A 17,531-nucleotide genomic window follows, 5' to 3' on the forward strand; every position below is an offset into this window, starting at 1 on the left:
GGCTAAATTATTATTTCTTTCCAAGAGATTTGATGCATTTAGTGCAAGCCAAAATTCTCTTCCCGGCAAATCCTTTGAAGTTTTTGTTGGTTGTATTAGCGGGAACTATTACCCATTGTAGATTAGGGCGTATTCTTCTTTTAGTAGAAGGATTGTATCTCGAAATAAGCTTGTAATAGCTTCCTCCCATTGAAGATGATTTTCCGCAAATTGTACATTCTTTTTCCATATGTAATGTATATTACCAAAAAATTAAATAATTGCAACCCCCTTGTGTTTTGTGTTAATATTATTACATGGATACATTAACAATATTTACATTATTAATTCTTTTGTTTTCAATTATTATTCATGAGATAGCTCATGGAAGTGTTGCCTATGCCTTGGGTGATCCAACTGCTAAAGAAGCAGGAAGATTGGATTTAAATCCTTTAAAACACCTAGACCCGATTGGATCTATTCTTCTTCCTTTCTTCATGTCTATCTTGGGTGGACCAATAATTGGCTGGGCTAAACCAGTTCCTATTAATCCAATGTACTTTAGTGACAGAAGATGGGGAGAGTTAAAGGTTGCCTTGGCTGGTCCAGTGGCTAATTTTACAGTTGCTTTAATCTTTGGATTAATTGTTAAGTTTGTTCATTTACCGGACAGTTTTTTAACAATCGCGACAGTTATTATCTTTTATAATATTGCTTTAGGAATATTTAATTTAATTCCTATTTTTCCTTTAGATGGTTCTCATGTTTTATTTGCCTTATTACCTGAAAGATTCGAAGAATTAAAAGTATTATTAACTCAATACGGATTCATCCTCCTTCTTTTCTTAATTTTTATAATTCCCAATGGTCTTAGTTGGGTTTTTACTCTATCAGATAGAATTCTTTCTTTATTTTTAGCTTAAACTTAAAAAGTTGACTAAAATATTTCTTTATTGTATTTTGTAACTAGTTCATCTTATTTGATGGACCTGAGATGGTCACTTTGGCAGACGTAACTTTGACCCCATGCTTTTTGATAGAGAGAGAAGATTTTCATGAGGCCTGGTTTGAAGCGGTTTTTGCCGTTATGAATCAGGGCATTCCTCTCCATTTTGGTTCTGCAAAAGAACCAAAGAAAGCACGCGACTCCGTACAGACTATCGTCATGACCGGAAAAGCGATTGAACAGATTCAGAATTGTGAAATCCATCCTTTTTATAGGATGAGAGAATTAGCAATTCAGGGATACAAAAAGGAGTATGACCGAAAGTGGTTCAATGAAGAGTACAACAAGTTGCCACCTGGAGACAGAAGGCGCTTCACGTATGTCTATATCGAACGTTTAATCAAACACAGAACTCCCGGAGGATTCGTTGATCAAATCTCGAAATTGAGAGAGCTTCTCAAAGAACAGATTAAGAGCGGCATTTCTTCAAATCGCCATCAGGCGATTACCTGGGAGCCCGATATCGACATGAACTCCGATGCTCCGCCTTGCCTGCAAAGGATATGGATAAGATACTATCCGGGAGGATACGTTGATATCCATTTTGAGTGGAGATCAAGAGATCTTTTCAATGCCTGGCAGGGAAACCTCATTGGTCTGGTTGCTATGCTTCTTTTGGAAGTTATTATTCCAAACAATTGTAAAATAGCAAGAGTTGTCGACAAATCAGACTCTCTTCATATCTATGAAGGTGTTCTGGGAGAGGCGAGCAAGGTTCTCGCAATGGAGAGAGAAAGAGTTCCAGGTTTTGTAAGAAAACTGGACCACGTATATGTATGAATATACCTTCTTCTCTTCTTTTTTTATTTCTAAATGATATAATGAGGATATAAAAATAAATCTAAAAATATGAAATTAGAAAATAAAGTAGCAGTAGTGACAGGAGCTTCTTCAGGAATAGGAAAAGCCATTGCCGAAAAATTTGTTTTAGAAGGTGCTTCAGTTGTTTTTTCAGATGTTAACGAATGTGATGTTAGCCGTTTTAGTGATAAAGCGATTTTTATTAAATGTGATGTTTCTAAATCAGCTGAAGTAGACAGCCTTATTAGTGGTTGTGTTGATAAATTTGGAAAAGTAGACATAATGGTCAACAATGCTGGAATTGGAAGCTTGGGAGACGTTTTAGCTACCTCTGATGATGTTTGGCACAAGACAATAGAGATTAATTTATCAGGAGTATTTTATGGAATTCGTGCAGCTGGAAAAACAATGAAAGAAAAGGGAATTAAGGGTTCAATTATCAATATGGCTTCTATCTTGGGAACAGTCGGTTTTAATGGGGCCGTATCTTATTGTGCTTCCAAAGGGGGAGTCAATCAATTAACTAAAACAAGCGCTATTGAATTAGCTAAATTAGGAATCAGGGTTAATTCTATTGCTCCTGGATTTATAAAAACAAATATGACCAAGGGAGTTCAGGAAGATGAAAAGACAAAAATGTTTATTGAAGGAATGACTCCTTTAGGGTATCTAGGTGAACCTGATGATATTGCTAATGCAGCCCTATATTTAGCCTCTGAGGATTCAAAATATGTGACTGGAAATATTCTATATGTTGATGGCGGATGGACGGCACAATAAAAAATTCTTCAAGCCAATTAAATATTTGACATTTAGCTTTTTATCTGATAATTTAATCACAAGCGAATTTTCGCTTGCGATTTATTATTGATACAAAATATGCCAACAATTAGACAACTAATTAAGAAGAATAGAAAGCCATTAAAGACGAAGACTAATACTCCGGGTCTTGCGTTTGGATTTAATCCTTTAAAAAACAGACCAAAGGAATATGACGCACCTTTTAAAAAGGGAGTATGTTTGAAAGTTTTTACAACTACACCGAAAAAACCTAACTCAGCTTTGAGAAAAGTTTGCAGAGTTAAATTAAGTAATGGAAACGAAGTTACAGCCTATATTCCTGGAGAAGGACACAATTTACAGGAGCACTCAATCGTTATGATCAGAGGAGGCAGAGTAAAAGATTTGCCAGGTGTGAGATATCACATTGTAAGAGGCAGATTTGACTGTTCAGGAGTTGAAGGTAGAAAACAACAGAGAAGCGCATATGGAGTTAAAAGACCAGTAAAAAAATAGTATATGGCAACAGGACTTAAATTTAAAAAGAAAGTTATAATGCCCGATTCAGTATACAACGATATTATGGTTGCTAAATTTATCAACCAAGTAATGACTAACGGGAAAAAAACAGTAGCCGAGAAAATAGTTTACGGCGCTTTTGATTTAATCAAAAATCAAACAAAAAAGAACCCTTTAGATGTTTTTAGATTAGCTATTCAGAATGTATCTCCAGTTCTTGAGGTAAAACCAAAAAGAGTCGGAGGAGCAACTTACCAAGTTCCAATGGAAGTTAAGGGAAATAGAAAATTGAGTTTAGCTATGAAATGGATGATTAATTCAGCTAAAGACAAGAAAGGTAAAGCAATGAAATTCAAGTTAGCTGATGAATTAATTGAAGCTTCAGAAAACAAAGGAAATGCAGTTAGAAAGAAAGAGAACGCTCACAAAATGGCAGAAGCCAATAGAGCATTTGCCCACTTTGCATGGTAATTTAATATATAAACCTATTTCCAAGCCAAATAGGTTTTGTGTTCTAAAATAAAAAAAATATTATGAGCCGCCAATATCCAATCGAAAAATATAGAAATATCGGAATTATTGCTCACATTGATGCAGGTAAAACTACAACTAGTGAGAGAGTTTTGTTTTATACCGGAATATCACATAAGATTGGTGAGGTTCACGAAGGTGCAGCCATAATGGATTGGATGGAACAAGAAAGAGAAAGAGGTATTACTATTACTTCTGCTGCTACAACTTGTTTTTGGTCTCCTGGTGATTATTTAAAGAAAGACAAAACAAACGAACACAGAATCAACCTTATCGACACTCCTGGACACATTGACTTCACTGCTGAAGTACAAAGAAGTTTAAGAGTCTTGGATGGCGCTGTGGTTGTTTTTGACGGTGTTGCTGGAGTAGAAGCTCAATCAGAAACTGTTTGGAGACAGGCTGACAGGTACCACGTTCCCAGAGTTTGTTTTATTAATAAATTAGACAGAATGGGTGCATCTTTTGAAAAAAGTTTGCAATCTATTTGGGACAAATTAACTATTAACGCGGTTGCGGTTCAATACCCAATCGGACAAGAAGAAGATTTTTCAGCCATTATTGATTTGATGGAAATGAAAGCTGTTAAATTTGAAGGAGAAATGGGAAAGGATGTTATCAAGTTCGATATTCCTGAGTCTTCTTTAGAAGAAGCTAAGAAATGGAGACACAAAATGGTTGAGAAGATTGTTGCCGAAGATGAGGCTCTAATGGAAAGATATTTAAACGGAGAAGAGATTTCAGTAGAAGATTTAAGAGGTGCTTTGAGAAAAGCAACTATTAGCTATAAATTAATTCCCGTTTTAATTGGAACATCTTTAAGAAACAAAGGAGTTCAATTAGTTTTGGATGCAGTAGTATATTACTTACCAAGTCCGTTGGATGTTCCTGCTATTAAAGGAGTTGACCCTAATGATGAAGAAATTAAATTAGAAAGACATCCTAAGGATGACGAGCCTTTCTCAGCCCTAGCTTTTAAAATTGCAACCGATCCTTTTGTTGGAACATTGACTTATGCCAGAGCTTATTCAGGACATTTCAATAAAGGAGGATATTTACTTAATACTGTTTCTGGAGAAAGAGAAAGAATCGGTAGAATTCTTCGTATGCATTCTAATGAAAGAGAAGAAGTAGAAGAAGTATATGCTGGAGATATCGTTGCTTTCGTTGGATTGAAAAATACAACTACTGGACACACTCTTTGTGATGAGTCAGGTCCAATCGTTCTAGAAAAGATTGTTTTCCCCGAACCAGTTATTTCAATTCAAGTAGAACCAAAAGCTAAAGCAGACCAAGAAAAAATGGGTGCTTCTCTGAAGAAACTACAAGAAGAAGATCCAACTTTTAGAATGGAAACTAATCAGGAATCTGGTGAAATGGTTTTATCAGGTATGGGAGAATTACATCTAGAAATTATTGTGGATAGATTAAAGAGAGAATTCGGAGTTGAAACTAATGTTGGTAGACCTCAAGTATCTTACCGAGAAACGATTGAGAGAAATGCTGATGCTGAATGTAAATACGTTAAGCAGACTGGAGGTAGAGGTCAATACGGTCACGTAAAGATTAAGCTTGAAGCGCTAGAAAGAGGAAAAGGATTTGAATTTGTTAATGAAATTAAAGGAGGTTCTATTCCAAGAGAATACATTCCTGCGATTGAAAAAGGAATTAAAGAAGCGATGGCAAAAGGTGTTGTTGCTGGATATCCTTTAGTCGACATGAAAGTTATTCTATGGGATGGTTCATTCCATGAAGTCGATTCTTCAGAAATGGCCTTTAAGATTGCTGGTTCAATGGCTTTGCAAGATGGAGCTAAAAAAGCAGGCGCTCATTTATTAGAACCAATTATGAAATTAGAAGTAGTTGTTCCACCAGATTTCTTGGGAGATGTTATCGGAGATGTATCAGCGAGAAGAGGTCAGATTGAAGAAACAGAAGATAGGCCAGGAGTCAAGGTTATCTACGCTAAAGTGCCTTTATCAGAAATGTTTAGTTATACAACTTCATTAAGATCATTAACTCAAGGAAGAGGAACATCATCAATGGAGTTTGATCATTACGAAAAGGTTCCGGGAAATATTGCCCAAGAAATAGTAGAGGGTAAAAGAAAATAATATGGAACTAAAAGAGATTCAAAAGATAATAGAGGAAGAAGGCGGCAAGATAGTTCTTGCTCAAGAAAATGGGCCAACCTTGATAATCATGAAATTAGAAGATTATAGAAACAAGAAAGAGACAAAGGCCGAAGTCAAGACGGAGCAAATTTCTAAAGTTCCACGAGAACTTGAAACAGAAACATTGAAGATTGACGACCTTCCTTTCTAGTAGGTTATTGACTTTTTTCGAAATTTGGTTAAAATAGATTTGTTAATTATAAACATTAATCCGTTCTTTTTTATTGTCAGTCGTAATAGTAGAAAAGAAGGGACATAAATAATAAAAAAAATAAATAATAAAAATATGGCAACAGAAGTTTTTACAAGAACAAAACCACACTTGAACGTGGGAACCATTGGTCACGTTGACCACGGTAAAACTACCTTAAGTGCGGCAATATTACATTGCTTAGCAATGAAGAATGGAAAGACGGCAGAAAAGTCAGTTGATCAGATTGACTCAGCTCCTGAAGAAAAAGCAAGAGGTGTTACTATTAACATCGCTCACTTAGAGTACGAAACAGACAAAAGGCACTATGCTCACATTGACTGTCCAGGACACGCTGACTACATTAAGAATATGATTACCGGTGCTGCTCAAATGGATGGAGCCGTATTAGTAGTTGCTGCTACTGATGGTCCTATGCCTCAAACAAGAGAGCACATTCTTTTAGCTCACCAAGTAGGTTTACCTTCATTGGTTGTATTTTTGAACAAATGCGACATGGTTGAAGATGCTGAAATGATTGATTTAGTTGAAGACGAAGTAAGACAACTATTAAAAAAGTATAATTTCCCAGGAGATGAGATTCCCGTAATCCGCGGTTCAGCTCTAAAAGCTTTAGAAGCTACATCTGTTGATGATCCTTGGGTTCAAAAAGTTTTAGAACTAGTAGATAAATTAGATACATATATCCCTGAACCAGTTAGAGACGTAGCTAAGCCTTTCTTAATGGCTATTGAAGATGTTTTTTCAATTGAAGGAAGAGGTACGGTTGCGACTGGTAGAATTGAAAGAGGTATTGTTAACTCTAACGAAGAAATTGAAGTTGTCGGTATTAGACCAACTCAAAAAACAACTGCAGTTTCTGTTGAAATGTTTAATAAATCATTATCAACTGGACAAGCTGGAGATAACGTCGGTATTTTATTAAGAGGTTTGAAGAAAGAAGATATTGAAAGAGGACAAGTTTTGGCTAAGCCAGGAACTATTACTCCTCATACAGAATTTACTGCTCAGATATATGTTTTAACAAAAGAAGAAGGCGGAAGACACACTCCATTTTTCTCAGGATACAAACCCCAATTCTTTATCCGTACAGCTGATATTACTGGAGATGTAATTTTAGCCGCTGGAACAGAAATGGTTATGCCTGGAGATACAGTTGAAGTAACTGTTAAGTTGATTGTTCCTGTAGCTTTGGAAGAAAAGCAAGGTTTTGCTATCAGAGAAGGAGGAAAGACAGTTGGAGCAGGTACTATAACTAAGATTATAAAGTAGAATAAATAAGATGTCAGCAGCCCTTAAAAAAACTGAAAAGGAAGTAACAGCGAAATTGAGAATCAAGCTTCGTGCCTATGACCACAAGGTCATTGATAAAAGCGCCCAGCAGATTATTGAAATGGCGCTAAGGTGCGGAGTTAAAATTGCTGGACCGATTCCTTTGCCGATTGAAATAAACAAGTTCACTGTAAACAGGTCAACTTTCGTTCACAAATCGGCTAGAGAGCAATTCGAAATGAGAATTCACAAAAGGGTTATTGATATTTTGAGTCCGAACCAGAAAGTGGTAGAGTCGTTAAAGTCATTGACTCTACCCGCTGGAGTGGATACCGAGATCAAGAGTATAATGTAGGTTAATTATTAAATAATTGATTTATATAATTAAAAATTAATTGAATATTTGATAGTACTAGTCTTTAAGGCTGGTTATCCGGTCTTTTTTTTGTAAAGTTATGAAATTCATATTAGGTAAAAAAATTGAAATGAGTCAGGTCTTCAAAGAGGACGGAACAGTAGTTCCCGTTACTCTTGTTCAGACTGGAGAATGTGGTGTTGTTCAGGTTAAAACCAAAGCAAAAGACGGATATGAAGCAATCAAGATTGGATTTGAATCTTTGCCTGAAAGAAAGATCAAAAAGACGGGAACACCATTTAGATATTTGAAAGAGTTCGAAGGAGATGTTAACGCATACAAGGCAGGAGATAAGATTTTGGCAAATGTTTTTACACCAGGAGATAAAATAAAAGTTTCCGGAGTATCTAAAGGAAAAGGATTCCAAGGAGGAGTAAAGAGGTGGGGATTTTCCGGAAAACTTTCTGCAACTCATGGTAACAAGCACGAACATAGAACATTAGGTTCTACTGGTTGTTCTATTCCAGCAAGAGTTATTAAGGGTAGAAAAATGCCTGGAAGAACTGGAAGCGACAGAATTTCTGTTAAGAATTTAGAAGTTGTAAAGGTTGATATGAAGAATAGTATTATAGCGATCAAAGGAGCAATTCCTGGGAGAAGAGGAACGCTTTTGGAAATTAGAGGATAAAATTATATGGCAAAGAAAGCAACAAAAATTGAAGAGGTGGTAGAGATTAAAACTGTTAAGACAGATTTACCAAAAGAAATATTTGAAGTTCCAATGAACTCTGATTTAGTTCATCAAGTTATTGTTTCTCAGATGGGAAACAGAAGAACAGTTGTTGCTCATGCTAAAGGAAGAGCTGAAGTATCTGGAGGTGGAATCAAACCTTGGAAACAGAAGGGAACAGGCCGCGCAAGGAGTGGTTCTAATACATCATCTATCTGGGTTGGTGGAGGTGTTTCTCATGGACCAACAAAAGACAGAAACTTCAAAAGAATTTTACCTAAAAATATTAAAAGAAAAGCTTTATTTGCTGCTTTATCAGACAAAGCCAGAGAAGGATTATTAGTTATTACTGAAACACTATCTTTAAAAGAAGCTAAGACTAAAGAAGCAAGAAGCTTATTAAAGAATATTGGAATTAGAGAAAGCTGTTTAGTAGTTTTGCCTAAATTAGATAAGAATGTTATCTTAGCAATGAGAAATTTGCCCAAGATTTCAACTATTCAAGCAAAAGACTTAAACTGTTTAGATGTTGTTTCATCAAAATATTTATTAACTGACAAGGAAGGAATTAGTGAGATTAAGAAAACATTTTTAGACTAGTATGGCATTGAATATTTTTAAAAAAGAAAAAGGAGTGAAGGCGAAGAAAGAAACTGTTAAGAAAGAGAACAAGGAAATTTCGACAACAATAAAAAGCGTATTGCAGTCTCCTTGTATTACTGAAAAAGCAGTTAACATGTCTAATACTGGAAACTTTTACGTTTTCCATGTTACAACAGATGCAAACAAGGTTGAAATTAAAAATGCGATTGAAGAGAGATACAAGGTTAACGTTATTCAAATAAGAACAATCAATATTCCTAGAAAGAAAATATCTAAAGGAAGAAAGATTGGATATAGAAGTGGATACAAGAAAGCCATTGTAAAAATTAAAGAAGGTCAAAAAATTGAAATTGTAGGACAATAATATGCAGAGAAAAACATTAAAATTGAAGAACCTACTTCCTTTATCTAAGAAGAAGCCAGAAAAGAATCTTCTAGTAAGAATTAAGAGAACAGGAGGAAGAGGAAGTAATGGTAGAATTACTTCTTGGCAAAAAGGAGGCGGAGCAAGAAAACTTTTAAGGCTGGTTGAGTTTGGACAGAAAAAAATGAATATCCCCGCAGAAGTTATTGCTCTAGAGTATGACCCTAATAGAAGTGCATTTTTAGCTTTGGTTCAATACGAAGACAAAGAAAAGAAATATATTATTGCTCCTGAAGGATTGAAAGCTGGAGATAAAATAATCTGCGCCGAAAAGGCAGAAGCTGATACTGGAAACAGAATGAAGTTGAAAAATATTCCAGAAGGAACTATAGTCTATAATGTTGAATTAGAACCAGGAAAGGGCGGAATATTAGTAAGATCAGCCGGAACAGGTGCAGTGTTACAAAACTATGAAGGTGGATATGCTAATTTAAAAATGCCTTCTTCAGAAATTAGAAAGATTCCTGGGGAATGTTTTGCCTCAATTGGAAAGGTTTCTAATTCTGAATACAGATTTATCAATTGGTCAAAAGCTGGAAAGAGCAGAAAGAAAGGAATTAGACCACACGTTAGAGGTTCTGTTATGAACCCCTGTGATCATCCTCATGGAGGTGGAGAATGTAGAACAGGAATCGGTTTAAAGCATCCAAAGACTCCTTGGGGAAAACCAGCATTAGGAGTTAAAACCAGAAAGAAGAATAAATGGACAGCGAAGTTAATTATTCAAAGAAGAGTTAAGAAGAAGAGAAAATAAATAATATGTCAAGAAGTCTAAAAAAAGGACCATATATCGATCCGAATGTCACAAAAAAGATTGCAGGAAAGAAACCAAGCGAAACGGCCGCCATTAAAACATGGTCGAGAGCTTGTACTATTAATCCCGAAATGATCGGCTTTACTTTTGGTGTGCATAATGGAAAGGATTTTCTTCAAGTAAGAGTTACTGAAGAAATGGTTGGTCACAAGTTAGGAGAATTTTCTCCAACAACTAAATTTTTAAGACACGGAGGAAAGGCAAGTAAAGAACAGGAGAAAGGAGCTGCTCCAGCACCCGCTGCAGTCGCACCAGCTAAAGTAAAATAATATGGCATTCAAAGTTGAATTAAATCATTTACATATTGCTCCAAGAAAGGCAAGATTAATTGCTGACTTGGTTAGAGGAAAGAAGGCGGAAGAAGCCCAGACGATTTTGAATTTCGCTATTAAGAGAGCAAGTGACCCAATATTGAAATTATTAAATTCAGCACTTGCTAATGCCAAGATAACAAAGAATATTTCAGCAACCGATTTGTTTATTTCTAAGATTACAGTTGATGAAGGTCCAGCCGGAAAGAGAGTTTTACCTAAATCAAGAGGAAGAGGAGAAATTATCAAGAAGAAAACTTCTCATGTAACTTTAGTTTTAGATATGAAGAAAGAAGACGTTAAAAAAAGCAAGAAAGGTAAAAAAGAGATTGTTAAAGAAGAAGCAAAAGTTGAGGAAAAGAAAGTTGAGAAAAAAGTAAAGAAAACAATAACAAAGAAGAAATAAAAAAATGAGTCACAAAGTTCACCCTAAAATTTTTAGAATCAGAGGAATCGAAGACTGGTTGTCACACGGTTTTTACGGTAATAAACCTTTGAAGAGTGTAAAAGAGGATTACATCATCAGGACTTTTTTGACCAATAAATTAAAAGAATCAAGCGTGGAAAAAGTTGAAATAGAAAGATACAGTAATAAAACAAGTGTTATTATCCATTCGGCCAGACCGGGATTGATTATCGGACGCGGCGGTGAAGGAATTGAAAAGATAAGGCTTGAATTATTGAAAGAAGTTTTCAAGAAGAATGATTTAGGATTAAAAGAATTAAGTGAATTAGGAAAGAGATTGAAATTAGAAGTAAGAGAGGTTTCTAATCCTTGGACTTCTTCAGTTTTGGTTAATCAGTGGATTGCCCAGAAGATTGAGAAAAGAACACCATTTAGAAAAACAATTAAACAAGCCATTGAAAAAGTTATGGCTAATAAGAATGTTAAAGGAGTAAAGATCATGGTTTCAGGTAGATTAGACGGAGCTCAGATTGCAAGATCAGAATGGCTAGAGAAAGGAAGATTACCCAGACAGACAATCAGAGCTGATATTGATTACGGATTCGGAGAAGCCAGATGTACCTATGGTGCAATTGGAATAAAGGTTTGGATATACAAAGGAGATAAATTTGAATAAAAATCATGTTAGCCCCAAAAAGATTAAAACATAGAAAACAGCAGAAGGGTAGAAGAAGTAGAAGAACCTTCGAAAGTAAAGGAACCAAAATCAGCTTCGGTAGTTTCGGATTGAAAGCAACTTCTGAAAAGTGGATTACTTCTAATCAATTAGAGGCCTGCAGAAGAGCGATTATTCGATATCTAAAGAAAGGAGGAAAGTTGTGGATTAGAGTATTTCCTGATAAGGTAAGAACTAAGAAGGGACAAGAAGTGCCGATGGGAGGAGGTAAAGGTTCACTTGACCATTACGTATTTCCAGTTAAACCAGGTAGAGTGTTGTTCGAATTAGAAGGAATCCCTGAAGCGGATGCCAGAGAAGCTTTTAGAAAAGCAGGAGATAAATTACCTTTAAAGACAAAATTTGTTAAGAAACAGTAATATGAAAAGCAAAGAATTGATTTCAAAAGCTAAAGAAGAATTGGTAGGATTAATGAATGACAAGAAAAAGGCAAATGAAGAGTTTCGCTTCAAGGCCGTTTCTGGAGGAATTAAGAATACCAAAGAGTTAAGAGAAAATAAAAAAGATATTGCAAGAATTTTGACTATATTAAATAAGAAATAGTATGCCAAAAAAGGAATTAATAGGAAAAATAGTATCGGATAAAATGCAGAAAACTGTTGTAGTTGAGGTTGAAAGAATTAAAGAACATCCAAAGTATAAGAGAAGATACAAGATTCACAAGAAATATAAGGCTCATACAGAAACAGGAGAATTTAAAACAGGAGATAAAGTTTTAATTAGAGAAACTAAGCCGATGTCAAAGGATAAGAATTGGGAGGTAGTTTCAAAATTAAGTAAATAAAAGAAAATGATACAAGTACAGACATTATTAAAGGTTGCTGATAATTCAGGCGCCAAGATGGCTAAATGTATCCGTGTTTTAGGCGGAACATATAGAAGATACGCATCACTAGGTGATATTATTGTCGTTGCCGTAAAGGATGCTGAACCAAGAAAAGCGGTAAAGAAGCACCAAGTTTTAAAAGCAGTCATTGTTAGAGAAAGAGGTGCGGTAAGAAGAAATAATGGAACATATATCCGTTTTGATGATAATGCTATTGTTATGCTTGAAGGAGCTTCAAAAGAACCTAAGGGAACTAGAATCTTAGGACCAGTAGCTAGAGAAGTAAGAGAAAAAGGATTTGAGAAGATTTCAACAATGACAAAAGATTTAGTTTAAATATATGAAGATAAAAAAGAACGACCAAGTTTTAATAATCGCGGGCAATGACAAAGGCAAGAAAGGAAAGGTTTTAAGATCTATTCCTGTTAAGAATAGAATTGTTGTTGAGGGAATTGCTTTAGTAAAGAAGAATGTCAAACCCAAGAAATCTGGACAAAAAGGACAGATAGTTTCTGCTCCCAGAGCAATCAACGTTTCGAATGTTAAGTTGGTTTGTTCTAAATGCGGAAAAGCAGCCAGAGTTGGTTATGAAATAGTTGAAGGAAAAAAATACCGTGTTTGTAATAAATGCGGAGCGCATATTTAATTAAAAAATTATGGCAATAACAAGCATTAAAGAAAAATACAAGAAGATAGCAGTACCTAAAATGAAGGCAAAGTTTGGATATAAGAATGTTATGGCAATTCCAAAAATAGAGAAGATAGTTATTAATATTGGATTCGGAAGAGTTATTTCTCCTAAGACAAAAGATGAACAGAAGAAGTTTATTGAATATATAAGAACCAATCTTTCCAGTATTTGCGGACAGAGACCAGTTATGACCGTTGCCAGAAAATCAATTTCTACTTTTAAATTAAGAGAAGGAAGCGTTATCGGATCTAAGGTTACTTTGAGAGGAAAGAAAATGAATGATTTCATGGAAAAGTTAGTTAATATTGTTCTTCCTCGTTCCAGAGACTTTTTAGGAATTAATCCTAAGTCAGTTGATGGAGGCGGAAATCTAAATTTGGGAATCAAAGAACATATTGCTTTTCCAGAAATATCTCCAGAAAAATCTCCAATTATTCTTGGAATGGAAGTTACGATTAATACTAACGCAAAAAGCAAAGCAGAAGGATTGGAATTATTTAAATTACTTGACTTTCCATTCAAGAAAAGTTAAAGTCAAAAAGTGTTAAATTATGGCAAAAACATCACAAATAGCAAAATCAGCAAAGACACCAAAATTTTCTTCAAGAGTAGTAAGAAGATGTTTTAAGTGTGGAAGAAAACATGGTTATATCAGAAAGTTTGGTTTGTGCAGAATTTGTTTTAGAGAAATGGCGAATAAAGGAGAGTTGCCGGGAGTAACAAAAAGTAGTTGGTAATTATATATAAAAGAAAATGGACCCAATAGCAGACATGATCAGTTCAATAAATAACGCCTTAGCTGTTAGTAAAAAACAGATAGCTCTTTATCCATACTCAGATTATAAGTATGCGATTCTTGAGGTTTTTAAAAAGGAAGGTCTTATTGAAAATATTGATAAGAAAGGAAGATTGTCAAAGAGAAAGATTATTGTTGATTTTAAATATGATAAAGAAGGAAACCCTGTGATTACAAAGATTAAGAAAATTTCTAAACAAGGGCAAAGAATTTATTCAACCCACAATGAATTGAAACCGGTTAAGTCAGGACACGGAATTTCAATAGTCACAACTTCAAAAGGAATAATGACTAATAAGGAAGCTAGAAAAGCTAAGCTTGGGGGAGAAGTAATTTGTGAAATTTGGTAATATGTCAAGAATAGGAAAAAAAGAAATTTTAATACCAGCAGGAGTTGAAGTAAAAATCAACGGAGTAAATATTGAGGTTAAAGGACCTAAGGGTGTTTTAACAATGAAAGCAGTTCCAGAAATTGCGATTGAAATGAAAGAAAATGCAATTTATTTTACTCCTAAGAAATTAGATTTGAAATCTAATGCTCTTTGGGGTTTAACTAGAACTTTAGTTTCTAATATGATTGACGGAGTTACAAAGGGATTTGAAAAGAGATTAGAGATCAACGGAGTCGGTTTTAAGGCTAGAACCGAAGGAAAGAAATTGGTTTTAGATGTCGGTTTAAGTCATACTGTAGATATTGATGCTCCTGAAGGAATTGAATTTAAAGTTGAAAAGAACGTAATTATTGTTACTGGAATAGACAAAGGATTAGTTGGACAGATTTCAGCCACAATCAGAAAGGTTAAACCACCAGAACCATACAAGGGAAAAGGAATTAAATACACAACAGAAATTATTAAGAGAAAGCTTGGCAAGAAGGCAGCTGCGGGTGCATAATATATTTGAAATACATGTTAGAAAAAAAAGCAAAAAGAATAATAAGACACAAAAGAGTGAGAGCAAAGGCGGATGGTACTGCAACTAAGCCCAGACTTTGTGTTTTCCGTTCAAATCAACACATCTATGCTCAATTGATTGATGACACTACTGGCAAAACTATTTTAGCGGTGTCTGATGTTTCAGTTAAAGGAAAAGAAAAGAAATCTGATTCTTCAAAGAAAATTGGAAATGAAATTGCTAAAAAGGCAGTTGAGAAAAAGATAACTGAAGTAATTTTTGATCGTGGAGGATATAAATATCACGGTCGCGTAAAGGCCTTAGCTGAAGGAGCAAGAGAAGGTGGATTAAAATTCTAATTACATATGAAAAGAGAAAGAAATACAAAATTTGATAAGAAGAATGAAATAAAAGATGAATTTGAATCTAAGCTTTTAGACTTGGCTAGAGTTACTAAGGTAACTGGAGGAGGAAAGACAATGAGATTCAGAGCAGTTATCGTGGCCGGAAACAAAATGGGAAAGGTAGGAATTGGAGCTGCTAAAGGTTTAGATGTTTCTCAAGCTATTGAAAAGGCAACTAGAGTTGCTAAAAAGAATTTAAAAGATATTCCTATATCTGAAGGAACGATTCCTTTTGAAGTTGAGGCTAAGTTCGGACCATCTCGCGTAATATTAAAACCACAGATGAAAGGTAAGGGTTTAGTAGCTGGAGGAACAGTTAGAATTATTTGTTCTTTAGCTGGAATTCAAGACATTTCTTCTAAAACATTATCAAGAACAAGAAATAAATTAAATAATGCCCAAGCGACAATGCAAGCTTTATCTAAATTGAAGAAGAAATAATATGCAATTACACGAATTAAAACAGAATACAACTTTTAAGAAAAAAAAGAGAGTTGGTCGCGGAGGAAAGAAAGGTACATATTGTGGTGGTGGTGGAAAAGGACAGAAAGGAAGAGCCGGTGCAAAGTTTAAACCAATCATCCGTGGTTGGATTAAAAGATATCCTAAACTAAGAGGATATAATTTCAATACTCAAACAGAAGTTTCATCAGTCAACTTAGATGTTTTAGAAGAAATATTTGAATCTAATACTGTTATTAATCCCGAAGTATTAGTTGCTAAAAGAATTATTAGAAAGGTTGATGGAAAGATTCCTACTATTAAAATTCTAGGAACAGGAGAAATCAAAAAATCTTTAACTATCGAGGGCTGTTTGGTTTCAAAAACTACTATAGAAAAAATAGAAAAAGCTGGAGGAAAAGTTGTAGCAAAAACAGTAAAAGAAGTTGCCAAGAAGGGGGTTTCTAAAGCAAAAACTAAAAAGTAAAAACTATGTTCAAAAAGATTACAGAAATTTTTAAGGCAAAAGACTTAAGATATAAGATACTTTTTGTTTTAGGAATTTTTGCTACCTTTAGATTGATGGCTAATATTCCAATCCCTGGAATTGATGTTGCAAAAATTCAGCAATTCTTTGCTGGCAATCAGTTCTTTGGAATGATGAACTTATTTACCGGAGGAGCATTAGACAAGGTTTCAATTGTTATGCTTGGTCTTGGACCTTACATCACAGCTGTTATCGTTTTCCAGCTTTTAACGATGATTTTTCCTCAGATTGAAAAATTATATAAAGAAGAAGGAGCAGCAGGGCAACAGAAATTTAATCAGTACTGTAGAATCGCTGGAGTGCCTTTAGCCATGATTCAAGGTTATGCAATGATATTTTATTTAAAATCTCAAGGAGTAATTGGAGCATTAGATCCAATGACTATTATTGCAGCTATCGCAGCAATTACTGCCGGTTCAACTTTAATGATGTGGTTAGGAGAATTAATTTCTGAAAAGGGAATTGGGAATGGAGTATCATTATTAATTTTTGCTGGTATCGTTGCTGATATTCCTAATAATATTCAAAAGGCTTTGTTAACTTTTGACCAAGGACAGATATTCTCATATGGTTTATTTTTAATTTTATCAATTGTAATTATTGCTGGAGTGGTTTTAATTAATGAAGGAAGAAGGAATATACCCGTATCTTATGCTAAGAGAGTTAGAGGAAACAAAATGTATGGCGGTGCTTCAACTTATTTACCTTTAAATATTAACCCAGCTGGAGTTATACCTGTCATCTTCGCCATTTCTATTCTAATGATTCCATCAATGCTTGCTTCATTCTTTAATTGGAGTTTTGTTAAAGACGCTTTAGGTAATGAGTGGGTTTATGGAATATTATATTTCTTATTAGTATTTGTTTTTACATTCTTCTATACCGCAGTTACATTTGATCCTAAGAGTGTTTCAACTAATTTACAAAAAATGGGAGGTTTTATTCCAGGAATTAGACCAGGTGAAAATACGGCTCAATTTTTACAATCAATTTTATCAAAAGTTTTAGTTGTTGGTGCAACTAGTTTGGGATTAATTGCTGTTATGCCTTCAATAGTCCAAGGCGTTACTGGAATCCAACAATTTAAATTTTTAATTGGGGGAACTGCTCTAATTATTATCGTTTCGGTAGCCCTAGATACAATGAAACAAATCAATTCTCAATTAGAAATGAGAGAATATGATTCATAATTAATTTAAGGAATAGAAGATTGGGGACAAACCAGTCTTCTATTTTTTTGTTTTGTATTTTATAATAAGACATAAGCATAAAAGAAAATA

30 protein-coding genes are annotated in these 17,531 nt (G+C 34.6%); 29 read left to right on the forward strand and 1 reads right to left on the reverse strand.

What is annotated here, in order from left to right:
* Window positions 1-10: 10 nt before the first annotated feature.
* Window positions 11-229, reverse strand: a complete 219-nt coding sequence (locus PLD14_02225; protein HPR80017.1) for a L28 family ribosomal protein — start codon at window positions 227-229, stop codon at window positions 11-13.
* 67 nt (window positions 230-296) lie between these two features.
* On the opposite strand from PLD14_02225, the gene PLD14_02230 reads away from it, so the two are divergent.
* From PLD14_02230 to secY, 29 genes are all read left to right on the forward strand, one after another.
* Window positions 297-902, forward strand: a complete 606-nt coding sequence (locus PLD14_02230) for a site-2 protease family protein (protein ID HPR80018.1) — start codon at window positions 297-299, stop codon at window positions 900-902.
* Between the two features lie 80 nt (window positions 903-982).
* A complete protein-coding gene (locus PLD14_02235; protein ID HPR80019.1) occupies window positions 983-1,765 on the forward strand; it encodes a hypothetical protein in 783 nt (260 codons plus the stop codon).
* A 69-nt stretch (window positions 1,766-1,834) separates the two neighbouring features.
* Window positions 1,835-2,566 (forward strand): SDR family NAD(P)-dependent oxidoreductase, encoded by a 732-nt coding sequence (locus PLD14_02240; GenBank protein ID HPR80020.1) that lies wholly within the window; start codon window positions 1,835-1,837, stop codon window positions 2,564-2,566.
* Window positions 2,567-2,665: 99 nt separating this feature from the next.
* Window positions 2,666-3,082 (forward strand): 30S ribosomal protein S12, encoded by a 417-nt coding sequence (gene rpsL / locus PLD14_02245; protein ID HPR80021.1) that lies wholly within the window; start codon window positions 2,666-2,668, stop codon window positions 3,080-3,082.
* A gap of 3 nt (window positions 3,083-3,085) precedes the next feature.
* A complete protein-coding gene (rpsG, locus tag PLD14_02250; protein HPR80022.1) occupies window positions 3,086-3,556 on the forward strand; it encodes a 30S ribosomal protein S7 in 471 nt (156 codons plus the stop codon).
* A 62-nt stretch (window positions 3,557-3,618) separates the two neighbouring features.
* Window positions 3,619-5,730, forward strand: coding sequence for an elongation factor G (gene fusA / locus PLD14_02255; protein ID HPR80023.1), 2,112 nt, complete (start codon window positions 3,619-3,621; stop codon window positions 5,728-5,730).
* Between the two features lies 1 nt (window position 5,731).
* Window positions 5,732-5,941, forward strand: coding sequence for a hypothetical protein (locus tag PLD14_02260; GenBank protein ID HPR80024.1), 210 nt, complete (start codon window positions 5,732-5,734; stop codon window positions 5,939-5,941).
* A 135-nt stretch (window positions 5,942-6,076) separates the two neighbouring features.
* Window positions 6,077-7,273 carry an elongation factor Tu gene (gene tuf / locus PLD14_02265; protein ID HPR80025.1) on the forward strand — a complete coding sequence of 399 codons (1,197 nt, stop codon included), beginning with the start codon at window positions 6,077-6,079 and terminating at the stop codon, window positions 7,271-7,273.
* 10 nt (window positions 7,274-7,283) lie between these two features.
* Window positions 7,284-7,628, forward strand: coding sequence for a 30S ribosomal protein S10 (gene rpsJ, locus PLD14_02270; GenBank protein ID HPR80026.1), 345 nt, complete (start codon window positions 7,284-7,286; stop codon window positions 7,626-7,628).
* Window positions 7,629-7,728: 100 nt separating this feature from the next.
* Window positions 7,729-8,316, forward strand: a complete 588-nt coding sequence (rplC, locus tag PLD14_02275) for a 50S ribosomal protein L3 (GenBank protein ID HPR80027.1) — start codon at window positions 7,729-7,731, stop codon at window positions 8,314-8,316.
* Between the two features lie 6 nt (window positions 8,317-8,322).
* Window positions 8,323-8,958 (forward strand): 50S ribosomal protein L4, encoded by a 636-nt coding sequence (gene rplD, locus PLD14_02280; GenBank protein ID HPR80028.1) that lies wholly within the window; start codon window positions 8,323-8,325, stop codon window positions 8,956-8,958.
* Window position 8,959: 1 nt separating this feature from the next.
* Window positions 8,960-9,325, forward strand: a complete 366-nt coding sequence (gene rplW, locus PLD14_02285) for a 50S ribosomal protein L23 (protein HPR80029.1) — start codon at window positions 8,960-8,962, stop codon at window positions 9,323-9,325.
* Between the two features lies 1 nt (window position 9,326).
* Window positions 9,327-10,139 carry a 50S ribosomal protein L2 gene (gene rplB / locus PLD14_02290; protein ID HPR80030.1) on the forward strand — a complete coding sequence of 271 codons (813 nt, stop codon included), beginning with the start codon at window positions 9,327-9,329 and terminating at the stop codon, window positions 10,137-10,139.
* Between the two features lie 5 nt (window positions 10,140-10,144).
* Window positions 10,145-10,468, forward strand: coding sequence for a 30S ribosomal protein S19 (gene rpsS, locus PLD14_02295; protein HPR80031.1), 324 nt, complete (start codon window positions 10,145-10,147; stop codon window positions 10,466-10,468).
* Between the two features lies 1 nt (window position 10,469).
* Window positions 10,470-10,916, forward strand: coding sequence for a 50S ribosomal protein L22 (rplV, locus tag PLD14_02300; protein ID HPR80032.1), 447 nt, complete (start codon window positions 10,470-10,472; stop codon window positions 10,914-10,916).
* Between the two features lie 4 nt (window positions 10,917-10,920).
* The gene (gene rpsC, locus PLD14_02305) at window positions 10,921-11,592 is read left to right on the forward strand and encodes a 30S ribosomal protein S3 (protein ID HPR80033.1); all 672 of its coding nucleotides are present in this window, start codon (window positions 10,921-10,923) and stop codon (window positions 11,590-11,592) included.
* A gap of 5 nt (window positions 11,593-11,597) precedes the next feature.
* Window positions 11,598-12,011, forward strand: coding sequence for a 50S ribosomal protein L16 (rplP, locus tag PLD14_02310; GenBank protein ID HPR80034.1), 414 nt, complete (start codon window positions 11,598-11,600; stop codon window positions 12,009-12,011).
* Window position 12,012: 1 nt separating this feature from the next.
* Window positions 12,013-12,195: a 50S ribosomal protein L29 gene (gene rpmC, locus PLD14_02315; GenBank protein HPR80035.1), complete on the forward strand. Its 183-nt coding sequence runs from the start codon at window positions 12,013-12,015 to the stop codon at window positions 12,193-12,195.
* 1 nt (window position 12,196) lies between these two features.
* Window positions 12,197-12,436, forward strand: coding sequence for a 30S ribosomal protein S17 (gene rpsQ / locus PLD14_02320; GenBank protein HPR80036.1), 240 nt, complete (start codon window positions 12,197-12,199; stop codon window positions 12,434-12,436).
* A 6-nt stretch (window positions 12,437-12,442) separates the two neighbouring features.
* On the forward strand, window positions 12,443-12,814 hold the full coding sequence (rplN, locus tag PLD14_02325) for a 50S ribosomal protein L14 (protein ID HPR80037.1): 372 nt from the start codon (window positions 12,443-12,445) through the stop codon (window positions 12,812-12,814).
* Window positions 12,815-12,818: 4 nt separating this feature from the next.
* Complete coding sequence (gene rplX, locus PLD14_02330) at window positions 12,819-13,124, forward strand: 50S ribosomal protein L24 (protein HPR80038.1); 306 nt, start codon at window positions 12,819-12,821, stop codon at window positions 13,122-13,124.
* A 10-nt stretch (window positions 13,125-13,134) separates the two neighbouring features.
* Entirely contained in the window at window positions 13,135-13,701 is a 567-nt protein-coding gene (rplE, locus tag PLD14_02335; GenBank protein ID HPR80039.1) for a 50S ribosomal protein L5, read from the forward strand.
* Between the two features lie 19 nt (window positions 13,702-13,720).
* On the forward strand, window positions 13,721-13,906 hold the full coding sequence (locus PLD14_02340; GenBank protein HPR80040.1) for a type Z 30S ribosomal protein S14: 186 nt from the start codon (window positions 13,721-13,723) through the stop codon (window positions 13,904-13,906).
* 16 nt (window positions 13,907-13,922) lie between these two features.
* Window positions 13,923-14,315, forward strand: coding sequence for a 30S ribosomal protein S8 (gene rpsH, locus PLD14_02345; GenBank protein ID HPR80041.1), 393 nt, complete (start codon window positions 13,923-13,925; stop codon window positions 14,313-14,315).
* Between the two features lies 1 nt (window position 14,316).
* Window positions 14,317-14,859 carry a 50S ribosomal protein L6 gene (rplF, locus tag PLD14_02350; protein ID HPR80042.1) on the forward strand — a complete coding sequence of 181 codons (543 nt, stop codon included), beginning with the start codon at window positions 14,317-14,319 and terminating at the stop codon, window positions 14,857-14,859.
* 14 nt (window positions 14,860-14,873) lie between these two features.
* The gene (gene rplR, locus PLD14_02355; GenBank protein HPR80043.1) at window positions 14,874-15,218 is read left to right on the forward strand and encodes a 50S ribosomal protein L18; all 345 of its coding nucleotides are present in this window, start codon (window positions 14,874-14,876) and stop codon (window positions 15,216-15,218) included.
* Between the two features lie 6 nt (window positions 15,219-15,224).
* Complete coding sequence (locus PLD14_02360; protein ID HPR80044.1) at window positions 15,225-15,704, forward strand: 30S ribosomal protein S5; 480 nt, start codon at window positions 15,225-15,227, stop codon at window positions 15,702-15,704.
* A gap of 1 nt (window position 15,705) precedes the next feature.
* Entirely contained in the window at window positions 15,706-16,191 is a 486-nt protein-coding gene (locus PLD14_02365) for an uL15m family ribosomal protein (protein ID HPR80045.1), read from the forward strand.
* 5 nt (window positions 16,192-16,196) lie between these two features.
* Complete coding sequence (gene secY, locus PLD14_02370) at window positions 16,197-17,441, forward strand: preprotein translocase subunit SecY (protein HPR80046.1); 1,245 nt, start codon at window positions 16,197-16,199, stop codon at window positions 17,439-17,441.
* Window positions 17,442-17,531 lie beyond the last annotated feature (90 nt).

The sequence above is a fragment of the Candidatus Pacearchaeota archaeon genome (genome assembly GCA_035404185.1).
GTDB lineage: Bacteria > Patescibacteriota > Minisyncoccia > Minisyncoccales > Minisyncoccaceae > UBA2211.